Genomic DNA, 17,770 nt, shown 5'->3' with positions numbered 1-17,770 from the left:
CCGGACATCGATCACGGGTCGGCCGGCTGCTCGCGTGCCATGCCACCGAGCCGGCCTGAACGGAAAAACGCCCCTGCGCTTGCTGCCATGCAATGGCGAGCGCAGGGGCGTTTCCGGTATTCCGGAAACTACAGGGCGGCTTACTTCTTGGCGGCAGCCAGGCCGTCGACGATTTCCTTCTTCGCCTCTTCGACGGAACCCCAGCCCACGACCTTGACCCACTTGCCGGGTTCCAGATCCTTGTAGTGCTCGAAGAAATGCACGGTCTGCTTCATCAGCAGCTCGGGCAGGTCGTCGGTGGTCTGGACCTTGTCGTACAGCGGGGTCAGCTTGGACACCGGCACGGCCACGACCTTGGCATCGACGCCGCTTTCGTCTTCCATCTTCAGCACGCCGACCGGACGGCAGCGGATGACGACACCGGGAGCCAGCGGGAAGGGGGTCACGACCAGCACGTCCACCGGATCGCCGTCGCCGGCAATGGTGTGCGGCACGTAGCCGTAGTTCAGCGGATAACGCATCGACGTGCCCATGAAGCGGTCGACGAAGACGGCGCCGCTGTCCTTGTCTACTTCGAACTTGATCGGATCGCCCTGCGCGGAGATCTCGATGATGACGTTGATGTCGTTCGGCACGTCCTTGCCGGCGCTGACCAGATCGAAACCCATGATTCCCTCCCGTGGAAAATTGTGCGCGGATTATAGGGGGAAATCCGCTTGTCTTGCACTGCATCATCGCCTTCGAAGCCGCTCCGGCAACACGAAAGCCGGGGCATCAGGTCAGGCAGACCACGCCCTCCCACAGCGCGCCGCCCAGCGTGGGCGCGTGGATCAGGCCGAACACGCCGAAGCCCAGCACCAGTAGGCCGGAGGCGAAACGCACCTTGGAATTGCGGGTGAAATCACGGAAACGCTTGAACAGCATGCCGGCCAGCAGCAGGTTGGGCAGCGTTCCGAGGCCGAAGGCGAGCATCAGCCCCGCACCGCGCACGCCGGAGCCGGTGACGAGCGCAGTCGCCAGGATGGAATAGGTCAGGCCACAGGGGATGAAACCCCACAGCAGGCCCAGCGGCAGCGCCTGCTTGACCGAGCGCGCCGGCAGGAAATGCCGTGTCGCGGGCTGGATGCGGCGCCACAGCACGTGGCCGGCACGCTCGACCGGCACCAGCAGGCGGGTGAAGCCGGTGAGATAGAGGCCGAGCGCGATCAGCATCAGGTTGGCGAGCACGTACAGGCCCATCTGCACCGGCAGCATGCCGTCGTACAGCATGCCGACCGAACCCAGCGCGCCCACCACGCCGCCCAGCGCGGTGTAGGTGGTGATGCGGCCTACGCTGTAGGCCAGGTGCAGCGGCCATTGCGGCCTGCGGCCGGGCAGCTGCACCTGGGCGGTGAGCGCGCCGACGATGCCGCCGCACATCGACACGCAGTGCGTGCCGCCGAGCAGGCCGATCAGGAAGACGGCGAAGTAGCCGGTTTCGGGCATGGTCGAAACAGGACCGGTAAGAGGGCCAGGGAGAAAAGCTGCCTATTCTACGCCCCCGGCACGCACGCTGCTGCGGCGCGGTGCCGCAGGCGGGCTCGCCCGTCAGGCAGAGCCCCCCTGCCCGTCGCTCAGATCACGCGCGAGTAGCGCGCGCGTTCGCGGTCTGCACGCAGGTAGCGGTCGAACACCATGGCGATGCCGCGCACCAGCAGGCGGCCGGCTGGCTCGACGCTGATCCAGTCGCCGTCGATCCTGACCAGGCCGGCCTTCTGCATCTCCTGCAGATCGGCGAGCTCGCTGGCGAAATACTCGCGGAAATCGATCAGGTGGGCGATCTCGATCGACTGCATCGACAGCTCGAAGTGGCACATCAGCGCCTGGATGATCGAGCGCCGCAGCAGGTCGTCCGCGTTCAGCTCGATGCCGCGCAGCACCGGCAGTTCGTCGCGGTCGAGGGCATCGTAGTAGTCGTCGAGCGTCTTGACGTTCTGCGCATACACCGGGCCGATCTTGCCGATCGCCGACACGCCGAAGGCCAGCAGGTCGCATTCGGCCTGGGTCGAGTAGCCCTGGAAGTTGCGGTGCAGCCGGCCCTGGCGCTGGGCGACGGTCAGTTCGTCGTCGGGCTTGGCGAAGTGGTCCATGCCGATATAGACGTAGCCCGCTTCGGTCAGGCGGCGGATGCCGAGCTGCAGCAACTGCAGCTTGGTGTCGGCGGTGGGCATGTCGTCCTGCGAGATGCGGCGCTGCGGCTTGAACAGGCCCGGCAGGTGCGCATAGCTGTAGAGCGAGACGCGGTCGGGCGAGATCTCCAGCACCTGTTCGAGCGTGCGGTTGAAGCTGATGACGTTCTGCCTGGGCAGGCCGTAGATCAGGTCCATGCTCACCGACTTGAAGCCGTTGGCGCGCGCGGCATCGATGACGAGCTTGGTTTCCTCGAAGCTCTGGATGCGGTTGACTGCCCGCTGGACGTCTTCGGCGAAGTCCTGCACGCCGACGCTCATGCGGTTGAAGCCGAGTTCGGCCAGCAGCGCGACGGTGTCGAAATCCACCTTGCGCGGGTCGACCTCGATGGAATATTCGCCATTCGGCACCAGCGTGAAATGCTCGCGCACCGAAGCCATCAGCTGCCGCATTTCGTCGTGCGACAGGAAGGTGGGCGTGCCGCCGCCCAGGTGCAGTTGCGTCACCTGGTGGCCGCCCTCCAGACAGGCGGCCTGCATCTCGATCTCCTTGGCCAGGTATTTCAGGTACTTGGCCGAGCGCCCGTGATCCTTGGTGATGATCTTGTTGCAGGCGCAGTAGTAGCAGATCGTGTTACAGAACGGGATGTGGAAGTATAATGAGAGAGGTTTGCTGACGCCGCCGATGGCTCGCTTGGCAAGCCAATCCTTGAGGGCATCAGCGTTGAATGCCTCGACGAAGCGATCCGCAGTGGGATAGGACGTGTACCGCGGACCGTTGATGTCGAATCGGCGGATGAGCTGCGGATCGAAGATGAGTTCGTTCTGGTCGGTCATGATCTGAAGCTTGAGTGTGTGCCGAACAATGGCAGAACACCACAATATTTTGGTTGACGTGGATCAACGGGCAGGAACAGCCCGGGGTCGATGGACTGGTGAGGGCGCCCGGGACAGTGTCTGAAGGGAACGGAATTATCGTGCAGATGAGGGCAAGCGTGCCAGTGACCATGAACGGGTTGAAGACCGCCTGTTCGCAATGCAATCTCGTGGAGCTGTGTCTGCCCTTCGGCATGTCCGACAGCGAATTGCACCAGCTCGACGAACTGGTCGGCGGGCGCCGCAAGGTCAAGCGCCAGCAGAGCCTGTACCGTGCGGGCGATCCTTTCGAGGCAATCTACGCCATTCGCGCCGGCTCGTTCAAGACCGACGTGCTGCTCGAGGACGGCCGCGACCAGGTGACCGGCTTCCAGATGACGGGCGAAATCCTCGGCTTGGACGGCATCAGCACCGAAAGCCACAGCTGCAACGCGGTGGCGCTGGAAGACAGCGAAGTGTGCGTGATCCCCTACGCCAAGCTCGAGCAGCTGTCGCACGAGGTCGAAGGCCTGCAGCATCAGTTCCACAAGGTCATGAGCCGCGAGATCGTGCGCGACCACGGCGTGATGATGCTGCTCGGCTCGATGCGCGCCGAGGAGCGGCTGGCGGCCTTCCTGCTCAACATGTCGCAGCGCTTCACCGCACGCGGTTTCTCGGCGGCCGAATTCCACCTGCGCATGACGCGCGAGGAAATCGGCTCCTACCTCGGCCTCAAGCTCGAGACCGTGTCGCGCGCCTTTTCCCGCTTCCAGGAAGAAGGCCTGATCGCCGTGCAGCAGAAGCACATCCGCCTGCTCGACACGACCAGGCTGCGCAAGCTGGTCCAGCATCAGACGGCCGGCTGCGGGCGCTGAGAGCGCCTGCTTCCGGCCTGCCTTTGCCCCCTTCCCGTCTCGCTGCCTCGACCGTCCCGTCAGACGACGGCAGCCAGATAGCCCGCAGCGTTCTTGCTCAGCGCCACCGACACGATCCACGCATACACCGCGAGCGCGGCGGCAAACGCGAACAGCCGCTGCGAGCGCGTCTTGCCGCGCTTGAGGGCGACGGTGCCGAGCGCGACGTAGGCGACCAGCCCGATGACCTTGGCCGTCACCCAATCAGCCTGGAACGGATACTGCTGGATCATCACCGCCAGCACGATCGCCGTGATCAGCAGGACGCTATCGACGACGTGGGGCAGCACCCGCGCCGGCAGGCTCTTCAGCAAGGGGCTACCGCTGATCATCCAGTAGCCTCGCAGCAGGAAGCCCAGGATGCTGAGCGCCACGCAGGTGACGTGAAGATGCTTGATGGCGAAATACATGTTCTTCCTTTTTTCCAGGGGCAGCACGGCCGCCGCAGCCCCTGCCCTCAATTAGAATGGAGGCCGACAAACGAGACGGCTTCCCATCAGGAGCGCCCGCACATGGCCAGCACCCCACCAATAGACATCCCCGCGCTGCTCAAGCGCATTCCGCTTTTCAGCGAACTGTCCGCAGCCGACATCGAGCGCATCGCCCGCTACACCCGCGACCGCCACATCGCCCGCGGCGAAGTCCTGTTCCAGCGCGGCGACCAGCCGCATGGCTTTTACTTCGTCGTCTCGGGCCAGGTCAAGCTCGCCTTCTCCTCGCCGCAGGGCACGGAAAAGGTCGTCGAGATCATCGGCCCGATGCAGAGTTTCGGCGAAGCGGTGATGTTCATGAACAAGCCCTACCCGGTGTTCGCCGAGGCGCTGACGGAAACGGCGCTGATCCACGTCGGCCAGGCCGTGGTCAGCGAACTGATCGACCAGGACCCCTCCTTCGCCCACAAGCTGCTCGCCGGCATGTCGATCCGCCTGCACGGCCTGATCCAGGACGTCGAGACCTACTCGCTGCGCTCGAGCATCCAGCGCGTGATCGGCTATCTGCTGCAGGTCGCCGACAGCGACTCGCCCTGCGAGATCGACCTGCCCACCAGCAAGCAGGTGATCGCCTCGCGCCTGAACCTGACGCCCGAAACCCTGTCGCGAATCTTCCACGATCTCAGCGAGTCCGGCCTGATCAGCGTGCACGGCAAGCACATCACGCTGCACGATCCTGCCCGCCTGGCACGCCACCAGGTCTGAGCACGCGGCTCAGGGCTCCAGCACGTAGCTTCCCGGTGCCGGGCACAACGCCGGGAAGCTGTCGTTCGCGACCGGCCGCGCCTCGACCTCCGGGCCGACGCGCGGCTTGAGCCAGCGCATCCAGTCCTCCCACCAGCTGCCCTGGTGCTGCTCGGCACGTTGGTGCCAGCTATCGGCGGTATCGGAACGGCGTGCATCCGCGACCCAATAGCGCCGCTTCGGCGGATGAACGATCGGATTCAGGATGCCGAGGATGTGCCCCGAGCTCGACAGCACGTAGCGCCGGCTGCCGACCACGTGGTTGTTGATGGCGAAGGTCTGGCGCCAGGGCGCGATGTGGTCATCCTCGGCCGCGACTGCGTACATGGGCTGGCGGATCAGCGACAGGTCGAGCTTTTCGCCGGCGACTTCGAGGGCGTTGGGCTGGATCAGCCGGTTGTGCAGGTAGAGCTCGCGCAGATACCAGGCATGCATCGCATACGGCATGCGCGTGGAATCCATGTTCCAGTACAGCACGTCGAAAGGCGGTGGCGTCTCGCCATACAGCCAGCCATTGACCACGTACTGCCAGATCAGGCTGTTCGAGCGCAGCAGGCGGAAGGAAGCCGCCATCTCGGCCCCATCCAGATAGCCCTTCTGCGCCATCTTGTTGTCCAGGTAGTCGATGCTGCTCTTGTCGATGAAGACTTCGATGTCGCCCGGCTTGTGGAAGTCCACCAGGGTGGTGAACAGCGTCCAGTCGGCGACCGGCACCGCATCCTCGCCATGGCGGCGGTTGGCCCAGGCCATGTACATCGCCAGCGCCGTGCCGCCGATGCAGTAGCCCACCGCGTGGACCTGCCGGGCAGCGGTGAACTCGCGTGCGACACGCACGATGGTATCGACACCTTCGAGCAGGTAGTCGTCGAACGTGAGCTCGTGCATCGAAGCGTCCGGGTTCTTCCAGCTCGTGATGAAGACGTCCAGCCCCTGGTCGAGCAGGAAGCGGATCATGCTCCGCTTCGGCGTCAGGTCGAGCACGTAGAACTTGTTGATCCAGGGCGTGACGATGACCACCGGCTCGGCATGGATACGCGGCTGGCTGGGGGCGTAGTGGATGATTTCGAGCAGGCGGTTGCGAAAGATCACCGCACCCGGCGTGACGGCGAGGTTCTCACCGACCTTGAAATCATCGGGATCGGTCATCCTGATGTCGCCCGCCTTCAGGTCGGCGAAGAAATTCTCGAAGCCGCGCATGAGGCTGGCGCCGCCGCTTTCCACCGCCTTGCGCAAAGCCACCGGATTGGTCAGCAGGAAGTTCGTCGGCGCCACGGCATTGAGCCAGTTGCGCCACCAGAACGCCGCCCGCCGCCGCTCCTTGCTCGACAGGGCCGGCGTCTCGTAGAGCATGTCCTGGGTGTGATGGGTGAAGGCGAGATACCACTCCTTGATCAGATCCCAGGTCGGGGACTCAGTCCACACCGGATCGGCAAACCGCGTGTCGCCCTGATGCGGTTCGATCGGATCGGTACTGGGCAAGCCGGCTGCGCGATTCCAGGTATGCCACTGCAGGCGCCACAGGTCGGACGACAGCCGCATGGCACGCTCGGCAAGCTCCTGGGGGTGGGCCAGCCAGGCGAGCTGTGCATGGACGATGGGCGCCGCCAGGCCCAGCGGATCGGCCGCCTCGGCGAGGCCTTCGTTCATGCGGTGCAGGGTCTTGTAGAACTCCGGCGGCCGGGGCGCGGCAGAGCGGGCCCGACCCGCTCCGTTTCCTCCCCGCGCCTGCCTCTTCGCCGCCCCCCCGATCTTCTGGTTCATGTTCGATCTCCCATTCTGTTCACTGGATGAAGTAAGGCCGCCCGGGTTCGGGCATCAGCACATGCCGCCATCCCAGCCGGTCGCGGATGGCATCGGCCAGCGCCAGCGCGCCGAGCGGCTCCCCATGCACGACGAAGGTATGCTGCGGCGCCTGCCTGAAGCGCCCCAGCCAATCGAGCAGTGCCGGCTGATCGGCATGCGCCGACAAACCGCCAATGGTGTGGATGCGTGCGCGCACCGGAACCCGCTCACCGAACAGCGTGACCTGCTGCGCCCCATCCACCAGCCGGCGGCCCAGCGTGCCCGCGGCCTGGAAGCCGGCGATGACGACCGCACATTCGCTGCGGCCGAGGTTGTGGCGCAGATGATGCCGGATCCGCCCCGCGTCACACATGCCGCTGGCGGAGATGATCACCAGGCCACCGCGGACTTCGTTCAGCGCCATCGACTCTTCGACGTCCTGCACGAAACGGACGTCGAAACGTCCCTGGCTGGACTGCCACCAGGCATAGAGCGCCTGCGTCTCCTCGTCCCAGAGTTCGTGGTGGTCCAGGGTCAGCGCCGTGACCGCCGAGGCCATCGGCGAGTCGACGACGACCTTCAGCGGCCCGAGGCGGCCTGCGCGCACCAGATCGGCCAGCACGAACAAGATCTCCTGCGTCCGTCCGACGGCGAATGCCGGAATGACGACATTGCCGCCACGCCCGTGTACCGTCTGCTGTATCGCATCGACCAGTTCGTCGCAAGTGGCCGCGAGCGGCCGGTGGGCGCGGTTGCCGTAGGTCGATTCCACGCACAGCACATCCGCACGCTCGACAGGCACCGGATCGCGCACCACCGGGCGCATCGGCTGGCCGAGATCGCCCGACGCCACCAGGCGCTTCACTGCCGTGCCTTCACCGACATCGATCTCGATGATCGCCGAACCCAGGATGTGCCCCGCCTCGCGAAAGCGGCAACGCACTCCCGGCCCCGGACGGAAATCCGTCTCGTAGGCGACGGGCCGCAAGCGGGCGAGGCTGCTGCGGGCCTGCTCGACGGTGTAGAGCGGCGTCATCTCCGCACGGCGGCGGGCACGGCGATTGTGCGCATTGCGCAGGGCCCACTCGGCTTCCTTTTCCTGGATGTGCGCGGAATCCATCAGCATGATGCCGAGCAGGTCCACCGTCGCGGGCGTGGCCAGAACCGGCCCCTTGTAGCCGAGTGCGACGAGGCGTGGTACGAGGCCGCTGTGATCGAGATGGGCATGCGTCAACAGCACGAAGTCGATCTGCCGGAGGTCGAAATCGAGCGCACGGCGATTTCGCCCCTCCGCCGTCCGTCCCCCCTGGAACAGGCCGCAGTCCACGAGAAAGCTCCCGCGCTCGTGGTCAACCCGCAGACACGATCCCGTCACCTCGCCGGCTGCACCCATGAAGCTCAGTTTCATCGTCTATCCCCTTGCCATGCACGATGCACCCCTCGAACGGCAGACCGTTTGACGCTCGTCAAACCCGATGCCGCGGCACAGCCAGCTATAATCGAATTGCACCCAACCGACAGGAGAGATACGCCATGTTCAAGCACATCCTCGTTCCCACCGATGGTTCCGCACTGTCGGAAAGCACGGTTTCCCGTGCAGTGACCTTCGCCAGTGAAGCCGGGGCGCGCGTCACATTCTTCTACGCCCAGCCCGATTTTCCGATGCCGATCTACGGCGAAGGCGCCTTGATCGACCCCACCACGCCGGAACAGTTCGCAAAATCCGCGGCAGCGGAAGCACAATCCATCCTCGACAAGGCAAAAGCCGTTGCCGACAGCGCAGGCGTCGTGGCGGCGACCGATACGGTCGTCAACGAAATACCTTACGAGGCAGTGATCGATGCCGCCGACCGCCATGGCTGCGATCTCATCTTCATGGCTTCGCACGGCCGCCGCGGCATCGCCGGCCTGCTGCTCGGTAGCGAAACCCAGAAAGTGCTGACGCACAGCAAGATCCCGGTCCTCGTCTATCGCTGAACGGCGAGCTTCGACAACTCCCCCGGAAATGCAGAACGGCCCGTGAGGGCCGTTCTGCATTTCCGGGCCTGGCAGCGGGACGTCAATTCCGCCGATTCAGCTCACTGGCACTGCGTTGCAAAAAGATCGTGCACAGGCTGGAGGCCGCGCATACCAGCCAGAAGCCGAGAAAGCCGATCGAATAGGTCGCCAGTTCGCCATAGTCGACCGGCTGCCCGAACAGGTAGAGCTGTTGCGGATCGATCACGGTAAAGAAGACCGCCTCTGCCATCGCCGCCACCAGGAATGACGGCCACAGCACCTGTATCCATTTCAGCATCGCATCTCTCCTTCGCACGGGAGAATCATGACATTGCTCTCAGCAGTCCGTTCCGGCCATTCGGCTTCCGCGCCGGAAGCAGACCGTTCGCCCTGCCGATGGGGAAGGCGAGCATGGACAGGCTGGGCAGGCCGGCACACTGCCAGGCCGCAGTCGGGGTGTCCTTTCAATATAGCCGGTAAACGGCTCAAGCAGCTGCTGGATCGATCCAGATTTCCGTCTCCGTCGGAATGTAAGTATCCCCGCTCATACGCCAGCTGCGAGCCTCGTCCTCCAGCAGGAACAGCCAGCGCCCGGTGCTCAGGGGCGCCAGTGCAGCCTGGTAAACGCCGCCGGCACCTTCGAGCAGAATTTCCTGGTCCATGCCGCCACGCGTGGGATGCGAAACGGTGAGGAGAAGGCGCTCGGGCAAGTTCGACGTATCGAGCGCATCGAGTTCGATCCGGATCGAGTCGCTGCGCACGACGAGGTGCGCCCTCAGGCCGAGCTCCTTCGCATGCTCGGCACGCTCCATCGTTTGCACGATGGCACGCCCTTCCTTGTAGTAATCATCGACCACCATGCCATCGAAGGTATTGATGGCGATCACCAGGGTCGCGATCCCGGCGACGACTGCAATCGCCGGGAAGCTGATCAAGAACCAGGGCCAACCCTGCTTGTACCACGGCGGCGGCGTCTTCTCTGTCAAGGTCGTATTCATCTTGGAATGAGGAAAGTCGTTTCTTCTGTGATGCTCAGGCCGGAATCATCTTCCGCGGTGATCTGGAAGGCAATCGTGTTCGCTCCGGGCTGGCCCTGATCGTAAGGCACGAGGACCTGGGTCGTCAGCGAATGCGTTGCTGCCGGGCCGACCTCGACGCTTTGCGCGCTGCCGATCCTGGCCCCGGGAATGCCCACGACATCGATGCGGAAGCTGCGCGACGCTTCGGACATGTTGATCACATGCAGGTTATACACGTTTTCGATCATGCCGCCTTCGATCTCGCGCCCGAGCGAGGAGCGGTCGCGAATCACGTCGACCCGCAGCGGCTCGCGGTTCGCGAGCAGCAGCACGAATCCGACGCACATTACCGCAAGCACGAAGCCATAGATCAATGTACGGGGACGGAGGACGTGCCCGAGTATCTCCTTGCGCCCCCAGCCTTTCTTCACCGCGTTATCGGTCGAATAGCGGATGAGGCCGCGCGGGTACTGCATCTTGTCCATCACCTGGTCACAGGCGTCGATACAGGCCCCACAGCCGATGCACTCGTACTGCAGGCCCTGCCGGATGTCGATTCCGGTCGGACAGACCTGGACGCAGATGCTGCAATCGATACAGTCTCCCCTGCCCACCGTCTTGGGATCGACCCCCTTCCGGCGCGAGCCGCGCGGTTCGCCACGCCCTTCGTCATAGGTGACGACCAGGGTGTCGGGGTCGAACATCACCGCCTGGAAGCGGGCGTAGGGGCACATGTACTTGCACACCTGCTCGCGCATCACACCTGCGAACAGATAGGTGAAGCCCGCATAGAACAGGATCCAGAATGCTTCCCATGGCCCGAAGGTGAAGCCCGGCACGGCGGCCAGCAATTCCTTCAGCGGCGAGAAATAGGCCACGAAAGTGAACCCGGTCCATAGCGAGAACAGCCCCCAGACGAAATACTTGGCCGTCCGCTTGAGCGCCTTCTCGCCGTTCATCGGCATCTTGTCGAGCTTCTGCTGCTTGCTGTGGTCGCCTTCGATCTTCTGCTCGAACCACATGAAGATCTCGGTATACACCGTCTGCGGACAAGCGTAGCCGCACCACAGGCGGCCAGCGATTGCAGTGAAGAAGAACAGCGCGTAGGCGGAGATGATCAGCAGCAGGGCGAGGAAGAGCACGTCCTGCGGCCAGAACACCCAGTTGAAGATGTAGAACTTGCGCTCGGTGAGATGGAACAGGACTGCCTGACGATCGTTCCAGGTCAGCCACGGCAATCCGTAGAAAACGATCTGCGTGATCCACACCAAGGCCCAGCGCCAGTTGGCGAACAGGCCGGTGACGGCGCGCACGTAAAGCTTGCGGCGTGATTCGTAGAGCGAGTCGCTCGATTGGGAAGAATTCTGCTTGGCCGATTTGTTCGGCTGTGGGGATGGGCTGCTCATGGTGCCTCTGACCGATGAATTCTTGTTCTTGTTTTATGGGTAACCCCGGGAGGACCCCCTCCTCCCGGGGATGGAACTGCTTTTACCGTACCGACTGTTACTGCTTGCTCAGGCTCAGCACGTAGGCCGTCAGCAGGTGGACCTTGTCCTCGCCGAGGAACTCGCCGAAGGCCGGCATCTGGTTGGTGCGGCCATGGGTGATGGTCTCGACGATGGTCGCTTCGGACGAACCGTACAGCCAGGCCTTGTTGGCCAGGTTGGGCGCGCCGAGCATCGGGTTGCCGGTGCCATCGGCGCCGTGGCAGGCCACGCAATTGGTGTCGAAGGCCTCCTTGCCGCGCTGGGCGCGCAGCGAGTCGTGCGCCAGGCCCGACAGCGAACGGACGTAGTTGGCAACGTCCTTGACACCTTCCCCGCCCAGGATCGGGCCGAAGGGCGTCATGATCCCCATGCGCCCACCGGTGATGGTGGCCTTGATCGCCTCGGGATCACCGCCCCACTGCCATTCGTCGTCGGTCAGGTTGGGGAAGCCCTTGTTGCCCTGTGCAGCTGAACCATGGCACTGCGCACAGTAAGTCAGGAACAGGCGCTTGCCCATCGCGTTCGCTTCCGGATCGGCAGCCACGGCCATCACGTCCATCTCGCGGTACTTGGCGAAGATCGGGCCGTAGCGCTCCTCGGCCTTGGCCATTTCGGCGTCGTACTGCGCCCACTGGCCGCGGTGCTGGTTCACGTCGCCGAAGCCCGGATAGATCGCCAGATACGTGACGGCAAAGATGATCGTGAGCCAGAACAGATACATCCACCAGCGCGGCAGCGGATTGTTGTATTCGGCGATCGTCTCGTCCCACACGTGGCCGTGCAGTTCGACCGGCCCCTTTTCGCGCTTGGTCATGTTCGACGCCAGCACGAACACGCAGAACAGGATGGAGAGGGCCACCAGGACCATCACATACATGTTCCAGAAACCGCTGATAAAGTCAGCCATTTGCTTTTCCCTCTTGGTCTTGCCGGCGATCGGAGGCCGGCAGGTCATCATCGCTCAGGGGCAGGCGCGCCGCCTCGTCGAATCCCTTCTTGGCGTGCTTGCTGTATGCCCAGACGACGATGCCCAGGAAGCATAGCAAGCCCAGAACAGTGAACAGGCTTCTGAGGTCATTGATATCCACGGCGCGCCTCGACCCTTACTTAAAGTCCGAAATCGCAGTGCCCAGACCCTGCAGGTACGCAATGATGGCGTCCAGTTCGGTCTTGCCCTCGAGGGCGGCGGGCGCGGCGGCGATCTCTTCCTCGCTGTACTTGTGCAGGCCCACCTTGTTGAGCGCACGCATCTTCAGCTGGATGTCGTCGGCCTTGACCGGACGATCGAGCCAGGGGAACGCAGGCATGTTCGATTCGGGCACCACGTCGCGCGGGTTGAGCAGGTGCGCCCGCTGCCATTCGTCGGAATAGCGGCCGCCGACACGCGCCAGATCGGGACCGGTACGCTTGGAGCCCCACTGGAACGGATGGTCGTAGATGAACTCGCCCGCCACCGAATAATGGCCATAGCGCTCGGTTTCGGCGCGGAACGGACGAATCATCTGCGAGTGGCAGTTGTAGCAGCCTTCGCGGATGTAGATGTCGCGGCCGACCAGGCGCACCGGGTCGTAGGGCTTGACGTCGAGCGCATTGCCCTTCTGGTCGATTGCCGTCGTCGTCGAGTGCTGGAAGAACAGCGGCACGATTTCCACCAGACCGCCCACGCTGACGGTCATCAGCGACAGGACGATCATCAGGAATACGTTGCGCTCGATTTTTTCGTGTTTCGATTGAGCCATGTTTGTCGTTCTCCGATCAGGCGTGAGCAGCCGCGGGTGCGAGCACCGGCGCTTCATAGGCCTTCTGGCCGGCGATGGTCTTCACCATGTTGTAGAACATGATCAGCATACCGGCGAGGAACAGCACACCGCCGATGAAGCGGATGGTCCAGAACGGATAGCTGGCCTTGACGCTCTCGACGAAGGAATAAGTCAGCGTGCCGTCGGCGTTGGTGGCACGCCACATCAGCCCCTGCATCACGCCCGAGATCCACATCGAAGCGATGTAGAGCACGATGCCGATGGTGGCGATCCAGAAGTGCGCGTTGATCAGCTTGACGCTGTACATCTCGGTCTTGCCGTACATGCGCGGCAGCAGGAAGTAGATCGAGCCGATCGAGATCATCGCCACCCAGCCCAGCGCGCCCGAGTGCACGTGGCCGACGGTCCAGTCGGTGTAGTGCGACAGCGCATTCACGGTCTTGATCGACATCATCGGGCCTTCGAAGGTCGACATGCCGTAGAACGACAGCGCGGTGATCAGGAACTTCAGGATCGGATCGGTACGCAGCTTGTGCCAGGCGCCCGACAGAGTCATGACGCCGTTGATCATGCCGCCCCAGGACGGTGCCAGCAGGATCAGCGAGAACACCATGCCGACGGACTGGGTCCAGTCGGGCAGCGCGGTGTAGTGCAGATGGTGCGGGCCGGCCCACATGTAGGTGAAGATCAGCGCCCAGAAGTGCACCACGGACAGGCGGTAGGAATACACCGGACGGTCGGCCTGCTTCGGCACGAAGTAGTACATCATGCCCAGGAAGCCCGCGGTCAGGAAGAAGCCCACCGCATTGTGGCCGTACCACCACTGGACCATCGCGTCCTGCACGCCGGCATAGGCGGAGTAGGACTTCATGCTGGTCATCGAGATGGGAATCGCGGCGCTATTGACGATGTGCAACAGCGCGACGGTGAGGATGAAGCCGCCGAAGAACCAGTTCGCGACGTAGATGTGCGAGACCTTGCGCTTGGCGATGGTGCCGAAGAACACGATTGCGTAGGACACCCAGACGATCGCGATCAGGATGTCGATCGGCCACTCGAGTTCGGCATATTCCTTCGAGCTGGTGTAGCCGAGCGGCAGGGTGATCACGGCCAGCAGGATGACCAGTTGCCAGCCCCAGAAGGTGAAGGCGGCCAGGCCCGGCGCGAACAGCCGGGTATGACAGGTTCGCTGCACCACGTAATAGGACGTGGCGAACAGCGCGCAACCGCCGAATGCGAAGATCACGCCATTGGTATGAAGCGGACGGAGCCTGCCGAAATGCAGGAATTCGTGAACGTTCAGTTCAGGCCACACGAGCTGTGCCGCGGCGATGACGCCGACCAGCATGCCCACGATGCCCCACACCACCGTCATGATGGCGAACTGACGCACGACTTTATAGTTATAAGTCGCTTGCGATTGCATGTGAGTCACCTCTTAGTTGAAAACCCTTTCTTGAGCCACGCCACCCGACCGGATGCGCACGCCCCAAATGCCGGGACGAAGGATACGCAGGGATCGAGACCTCAATTTGATACAGATCAACATTGTATTGCAGTGTGTCAGCAGGAGGAAGCCGAGCGGCGTATTCACGCTGGCTGCAGACACCGTTCTGCAGGTGGAGGCAAGATTCGCAGGCGAAAAAAAAGGGTGCGAATCAACGCACCCCCAACCCCAACAGAGAGACAAAAAATCCTGTTTCGGACCGCTGCCGCGCAGTCGCTTGAAACCCTTGAGACGAAGTGTGCCGCAACGGGCAAAAGCCAAGTTGACATAGGTCAACCCGCAGGCATTTCCTTCAGGGCTCCAGCTCCTTCGCCGCTTCCCCATCCTTGCGCTCCGGAGCCTCGTCGCCCTGGGGAAGTTCATCGCGATCGTCGAGCAGCAGGCGATAGGCCGGGCCCTCCAGGTCATCGTACTGGCCGTTGCGCAGGGACCACCAGAACAATCCTCCGATGACGAACACCAGCACCACGGAGAGCGGGATGAGGAGATACAGGCTTGCTTCCATGTCGGGGTTCGTCCATTCCCTTATTTGCCGGTGCGCGGCACGCGCTGCAGGCGCATCGCGTTCAACACCACCAGCAGCGAGCTGCCGGCCATGCCGACACCGGCCATCCAGGGCGTGACCAGGCCCAGCATCGCCAGCGGCACCGAAGTGAAGTTGTAGGCGAAGGACCACCACAGATTCTGGCGGATGATCCGCAGCGTCTTGCGCGCAAGCAGCACCGCCTGCCCGAGGCTGCCGAGGTTTTCGTTGAGCAGCACGATGTCGGCCTGGTTGCGGGCCAGTTCCGTGCCGCCGCCCATCGCCACCGAGACGTGGGCCTGGGCCAGCACCGGCGCATCGTTGACGCCGTCGCCGACCATCGCCACCACCGCCGTCGGCGTCTTCTGCAGGCCGGCGATCCAGGCCTGCTTGCCTTGCGGACTCATGCCGCCATGCGCTTCGGCAATGCCCAGTTCATCCGCGACCGCGGCAACCGCACGCGGTGCGTCGCCGGACAGCACGCCGAGCTCGATGTCGTCCTCGGCAAGCTGCCGCACCAGGGGGCCGGCCCCGGCACGCAGCGTATCGGCCAGCCTGAACAATCCCTGCCAGCCCGCGGCGGAAGCCAGCGCCACCACCGTTCCGCCGCGCTCGGCGAAGGTTTCGAGCACGGTGGGCGGCGTCAGCCCGGCAGCCTCGGCGACGTACTGGGGGCGGCCGATCCAGAATGCCTCGCCATTCATGACCCCCTGCATGCCCTGCCCCGTCTCGGCACGCAGCGCGTGCACCGCCGGCAGCGCCATGTCCTGCGCCGCCTCGCGCAGGCCGGCGGCCACCGGATGTTCGGAGCCCTGTTCGATCGCCGCGGCCAGCGCGGTCAGTTCGGCTGCATTCCGCCCGCCGAGCGGCAGGACCTCGTCCAGCCGCATACGCCCGTGGGTCAGCGTGCCGGTCTTGTCGAACACGAAGTGCGTGGCATTGGCCAGCGTTTCGATGGCGTGGCCGCGCGTGACCAGCACGCCCATGCGCGCCATGGCGTCGGTGCCCACGGTGAGCGCGGTCGGCGTGGCCAGCGACAGGGCGCACGGGCAGGCAACCACCAGCACCGACACGAACACCCACAAGGCCCGTTCGCTGTCGATGAAATACCACGCGATCCCGGTCAGGCTGGCCAGCGCCAGCAGCGTCACGATGAACCACTCCGCCACCTTGTCGGACTGCGTCGCGACGCGCGGCTTCTCCGTCGCCGCACGCTCCATCAGCCGGCGGATGGCCGCCAGCCGCGTCTCGTCGCCGACATGCTCGACGCGGAACAGCAGCGGCGACGACACGTTGATGCTGCCGCCGGTCAGCAGATCGCCGGCCCGCTTGGCGACGGGCAGGCTCTCTCCGGTCAGCAAGGCCTCGTTGACGTCGCCCACGCCCTCGACGACGACGCCATCGGCCGGGATCACTTCACCCGGGCGGACCCGCAGCACGTCGCCCGCCGCCAGTTGCGACGCCGGCACGCGCTCGGCGACGAGCTGTTCGGGCCAGCCCGCCAGCCGCTCGGCGAAGGACGGCAGCACCTTGCCCAGTTCCTCGACGCCGCGCACCGCCTTCTGGCGCGCCACCATCTCCAGGTAGCGCCCGCCCAGCAGGAAGAACACGAACATCGTCACCGAGTCGAAATACACTTCCGGCCCATCGGTCAGTGTCGCCCACAGGCTGGCAAGGAAGGCGCTGCCCACGCCCACCGCGACCGGCACGTCCATGCCCAGCCGGCGCAGGCGGATGTCGCGCACCGCACGCTGGAAGAAGGGCGCCGCCGAATACAGCACCACCGGCAGGGTCAGCAGCAGGCTGGCCCAGCGCATCAGCAGCTCCATGTTCCAGCTCATGTCGCCCTCGCCCGCCACATAGACGGGGAAGGCGTACATCATGACCTGCATCATGCCGAAACCGGCGACGAACACCCGCCACAGCATCGAGCGGCGCTCGCGGTCGGCGATCTGCTCGGAACGCTCGGCATCATAGGGATAGGCGCGGTAGCCGATCGCCTGGATGGCGCCGAGAATGTCGGAAAGCTTGATCCTGCGCTCGTCCCAGCGCACCCGCACACGCCGCGTCGCATAGTTGATCTCGACCGCGGACACGCCTTCCTGGCGGGCGACGTGCTTCTCGTTCAGCCACACGCAGGCGGCACAGGTGATGCCTTCCAGGATCAGCGACGCTTCGCGCTCGTGCTCGCCCACCGGGCGGACGAAACTCTTCTGGAAATCCGGATGGTCGAACAGCCCGAGTTCCTGCAACTCGACCGGCATCGCCTCGCGCCGCGTCTCGGGCATTGCATCGCGGTGGCGATAGTAGTCCACCAGGCCATTGTCGACGATGGAGCGGGCAACGGCCTCGCAGCCGACACAGCACATCCGCCTGTCGCGGCCATCGATGCGAACATAGTGCTGCGTTTCGGGCGGGATGGGCAGGCCGCAGTGATAGCAGTCGGCCTCCTGGGCCTGGGCTGCGGCGACGGACGACGAGTCGACAGGGGGAGAAACGGCAGAAGGGTCGGCAGCGGTCAT

The 17,770-nt window shown here is 64.2% G+C and carries 18 protein-coding genes; 3 read left to right on the top strand and 15 right to left on the bottom strand.

What is annotated here, in order from left to right; all coding sequences use genetic code 11:
* Nucleotides 1–140: 140 nt before the first annotated feature.
* From ppa to hemN, 3 genes are all read right to left on the bottom strand, one after another.
* The gene (gene ppa / locus TBU01S_RS08395) at nt 141–668 is read right to left on the bottom strand and encodes an inorganic diphosphatase (RefSeq protein WP_068636189.1); all 528 of its coding nucleotides are present in this window, start codon (nt 666–668) and stop codon (nt 141–143) included.
* Between the two features lie 106 nt (nt 669–774).
* Complete coding sequence (locus tag TBU01S_RS08390) at nt 775–1,485, bottom strand: sulfite exporter TauE/SafE family protein (protein ID WP_068636188.1); 711 nt, start codon at nt 1,483–1,485, stop codon at nt 775–777.
* 128 nt (nt 1,486–1,613) lie between these two features.
* Nucleotides 1,614–3,005 (bottom strand): oxygen-independent coproporphyrinogen III oxidase, encoded by a 1,392-nt coding sequence (hemN, locus tag TBU01S_RS08385; protein ID WP_068636187.1) that lies wholly within the window; start codon nt 3,003–3,005, stop codon nt 1,614–1,616.
* Between the two features lie 146 nt (nt 3,006–3,151).
* Here hemN and fnr point away from each other — a divergent pair, with 146 nt between their 5' ends.
* Entirely contained in the window at nt 3,152–3,898 is a 747-nt protein-coding gene (gene fnr, locus TBU01S_RS08380) for a fumarate/nitrate reduction transcriptional regulator Fnr (protein ID WP_068636186.1), read from the top strand.
* 59 nt (nt 3,899–3,957) lie between these two features.
* Here fnr and TBU01S_RS08375 read toward each other — a convergent pair whose 3' ends face one another.
* On the bottom strand, nt 3,958–4,347 hold the full coding sequence (locus TBU01S_RS08375) for a SirB2 family protein (protein ID WP_068636185.1): 390 nt from the start codon (nt 4,345–4,347) through the stop codon (nt 3,958–3,960).
* A gap of 102 nt (nt 4,348–4,449) precedes the next feature.
* On the opposite strand from TBU01S_RS08375, the gene TBU01S_RS08370 reads away from it, so the two are divergent.
* A complete protein-coding gene (locus tag TBU01S_RS08370) occupies nt 4,450–5,133 on the top strand; it encodes a Crp/Fnr family transcriptional regulator (RefSeq protein ID WP_068636184.1) in 684 nt (227 codons plus the stop codon).
* 9 nt (nt 5,134–5,142) lie between these two features.
* Here the strand turns inward: TBU01S_RS08370 and TBU01S_RS08365 are convergent, their stop codons facing one another.
* The gene (locus TBU01S_RS08365; protein WP_068636183.1) at nt 5,143–6,819 is read right to left on the bottom strand and encodes a PHA/PHB synthase family protein; all 1,677 of its coding nucleotides are present in this window, start codon (nt 6,817–6,819) and stop codon (nt 5,143–5,145) included.
* A gap of 133 nt (nt 6,820–6,952) precedes the next feature.
* The gene (locus tag TBU01S_RS08360; RefSeq protein WP_068636182.1) at nt 6,953–8,362 is read right to left on the bottom strand and encodes an MBL fold metallo-hydrolase RNA specificity domain-containing protein; all 1,410 of its coding nucleotides are present in this window, start codon (nt 8,360–8,362) and stop codon (nt 6,953–6,955) included.
* Nucleotides 8,363–8,487: 125 nt separating this feature from the next.
* Here TBU01S_RS08360 and TBU01S_RS08355 point away from each other — a divergent pair, with 125 nt between their 5' ends.
* Entirely contained in the window at nt 8,488–8,931 is a 444-nt protein-coding gene (locus TBU01S_RS08355; RefSeq protein WP_068636181.1) for a universal stress protein, read from the top strand.
* Between the two features lie 82 nt (nt 8,932–9,013).
* Here the strand turns inward: TBU01S_RS08355 and TBU01S_RS08350 are convergent, their stop codons facing one another.
* From TBU01S_RS08350 to TBU01S_RS08310, 9 genes are all read right to left on the bottom strand, one after another.
* On the bottom strand, nt 9,014–9,250 hold the full coding sequence (locus TBU01S_RS08350) for a hypothetical protein (RefSeq protein WP_068636180.1): 237 nt from the start codon (nt 9,248–9,250) through the stop codon (nt 9,014–9,016).
* Between the two features lie 187 nt (nt 9,251–9,437).
* Nucleotides 9,438–9,950, bottom strand: coding sequence for a FixH family protein (locus TBU01S_RS08345; protein WP_068636179.1), 513 nt, complete (start codon nt 9,948–9,950; stop codon nt 9,438–9,440).
* Nucleotides 9,947–11,377: a cytochrome c oxidase accessory protein CcoG gene (ccoG, locus tag TBU01S_RS08340; protein WP_068636178.1), complete on the bottom strand. Its 1,431-nt coding sequence runs from the start codon at nt 11,375–11,377 to the stop codon at nt 9,947–9,949. Before ccoG ends, TBU01S_RS08345 begins: the two co-directional genes overlap by 4 nt.
* 97 nt (nt 11,378–11,474) lie before the next feature.
* A complete protein-coding gene (gene ccoP / locus TBU01S_RS08335; RefSeq protein WP_068636177.1) occupies nt 11,475–12,365 on the bottom strand; it encodes a cytochrome-c oxidase, cbb3-type subunit III in 891 nt (296 codons plus the stop codon).
* Nucleotides 12,358–12,546, bottom strand: coding sequence for a CcoQ/FixQ family Cbb3-type cytochrome c oxidase assembly chaperone (locus tag TBU01S_RS08330; protein WP_068636176.1), 189 nt, complete (start codon nt 12,544–12,546; stop codon nt 12,358–12,360). Before TBU01S_RS08330 ends, ccoP begins: the two co-directional genes overlap by 8 nt.
* Nucleotides 12,547–12,561: 15 nt before the next feature.
* Entirely contained in the window at nt 12,562–13,197 is a 636-nt protein-coding gene (gene ccoO, locus TBU01S_RS08325; protein WP_068636175.1) for a cytochrome-c oxidase, cbb3-type subunit II, read from the bottom strand.
* Between the two features lie 16 nt (nt 13,198–13,213).
* Nucleotides 13,214–14,644, bottom strand: coding sequence for a cytochrome-c oxidase, cbb3-type subunit I (gene ccoN / locus TBU01S_RS08320; RefSeq protein ID WP_068636174.1), 1,431 nt, complete (start codon nt 14,642–14,644; stop codon nt 13,214–13,216).
* 373 nt (nt 14,645–15,017) lie between these two features.
* Nucleotides 15,018–15,230, bottom strand: coding sequence for a cbb3-type cytochrome oxidase assembly protein CcoS (ccoS, locus tag TBU01S_RS08315; protein WP_068636173.1), 213 nt, complete (start codon nt 15,228–15,230; stop codon nt 15,018–15,020).
* Nucleotides 15,231–15,250: 20 nt separating this feature from the next.
* Entirely contained in the window at nt 15,251–17,770 is a 2,520-nt protein-coding gene (locus TBU01S_RS08310; RefSeq protein ID WP_068636214.1) for a heavy metal translocating P-type ATPase, read from the bottom strand.

It is taken from the genome of Thauera butanivorans NBRC 103042 (genome assembly GCF_001591165.1).
GTDB classification, from domain to species: domain Bacteria; phylum Pseudomonadota; class Gammaproteobacteria; order Burkholderiales; family Rhodocyclaceae; genus Thauera; species Thauera butanivorans.
This window is presented reverse-complemented; position numbering and strand designations above follow the sequence as displayed.

What these genes read in the sequence shown, in the direction of transcription:
- ppa (WP_068636189.1), bottom strand. Translation starts at nt 668, where the DNA reads ATGGGTTTCGATCTGGTCAGCGCCGGCAAGGACGTGCCGAACGACATC.
- TBU01S_RS08390 (WP_068636188.1), bottom strand. Translation starts at nt 1,485, where the DNA reads ATGCCCGAAACCGGCTACTTCGCCGTCTTCCTGATCGGCCTGCTCGGC.
- hemN (WP_068636187.1), bottom strand. Translation starts at nt 3,005, where the DNA reads ATGACCGACCAGAACGAACTCATCTTCGATCCGCAGCTCATCCGCCGA.
- fnr (WP_068636186.1), top strand. Translation starts at nt 3,152, where the DNA reads ATGAGGGCAAGCGTGCCAGTGACCATGAACGGGTTGAAGACCGCCTGT.
- TBU01S_RS08375 (WP_068636185.1), bottom strand. Translation starts at nt 4,347, where the DNA reads ATGTATTTCGCCATCAAGCATCTTCACGTCACCTGCGTGGCGCTCAGC.
- TBU01S_RS08370 (WP_068636184.1), top strand. Translation starts at nt 4,450, where the DNA reads ATGGCCAGCACCCCACCAATAGACATCCCCGCGCTGCTCAAGCGCATT.
- TBU01S_RS08365 (WP_068636183.1), bottom strand. Translation starts at nt 6,819, where the DNA reads ATGAACGAAGGCCTCGCCGAGGCGGCCGATCCGCTGGGCCTGGCGGCG.
- TBU01S_RS08360 (WP_068636182.1), bottom strand. Translation starts at nt 8,362, where the DNA reads ATGAAACTGAGCTTCATGGGTGCAGCCGGCGAGGTGACGGGATCGTGT.
- TBU01S_RS08355 (WP_068636181.1), top strand. Translation starts at nt 8,488, where the DNA reads ATGTTCAAGCACATCCTCGTTCCCACCGATGGTTCCGCACTGTCGGAA.
- TBU01S_RS08350 (WP_068636180.1), bottom strand. Translation starts at nt 9,250, where the DNA reads ATGCTGAAATGGATACAGGTGCTGTGGCCGTCATTCCTGGTGGCGGCG.
- TBU01S_RS08345 (WP_068636179.1), bottom strand. Translation starts at nt 9,950, where the DNA reads ATGAATACGACCTTGACAGAGAAGACGCCGCCGCCGTGGTACAAGCAG.
- ccoG (WP_068636178.1), bottom strand. Translation starts at nt 11,377, where the DNA reads ATGAGCAGCCCATCCCCACAGCCGAACAAATCGGCCAAGCAGAATTCT.
- ccoP (WP_068636177.1), bottom strand. Translation starts at nt 12,365, where the DNA reads ATGGCTGACTTTATCAGCGGTTTCTGGAACATGTATGTGATGGTCCTG.
- ccoO (WP_068636175.1), bottom strand. Translation starts at nt 13,197, where the DNA reads ATGGCTCAATCGAAACACGAAAAAATCGAGCGCAACGTATTCCTGATG.
- ccoN (WP_068636174.1), bottom strand. Translation starts at nt 14,644, where the DNA reads ATGCAATCGCAAGCGACTTATAACTATAAAGTCGTGCGTCAGTTCGCC.
- ccoS (WP_068636173.1), bottom strand. Translation starts at nt 15,230, where the DNA reads ATGGAAGCAAGCCTGTATCTCCTCATCCCGCTCTCCGTGGTGCTGGTG.
- TBU01S_RS08310 (WP_068636214.1), bottom strand. Translation starts at nt 17,770, where the DNA reads ATGACCGCTGCCGACCCTTCTGCCGTTTCTCCCCCTGTCGACTCGTCG.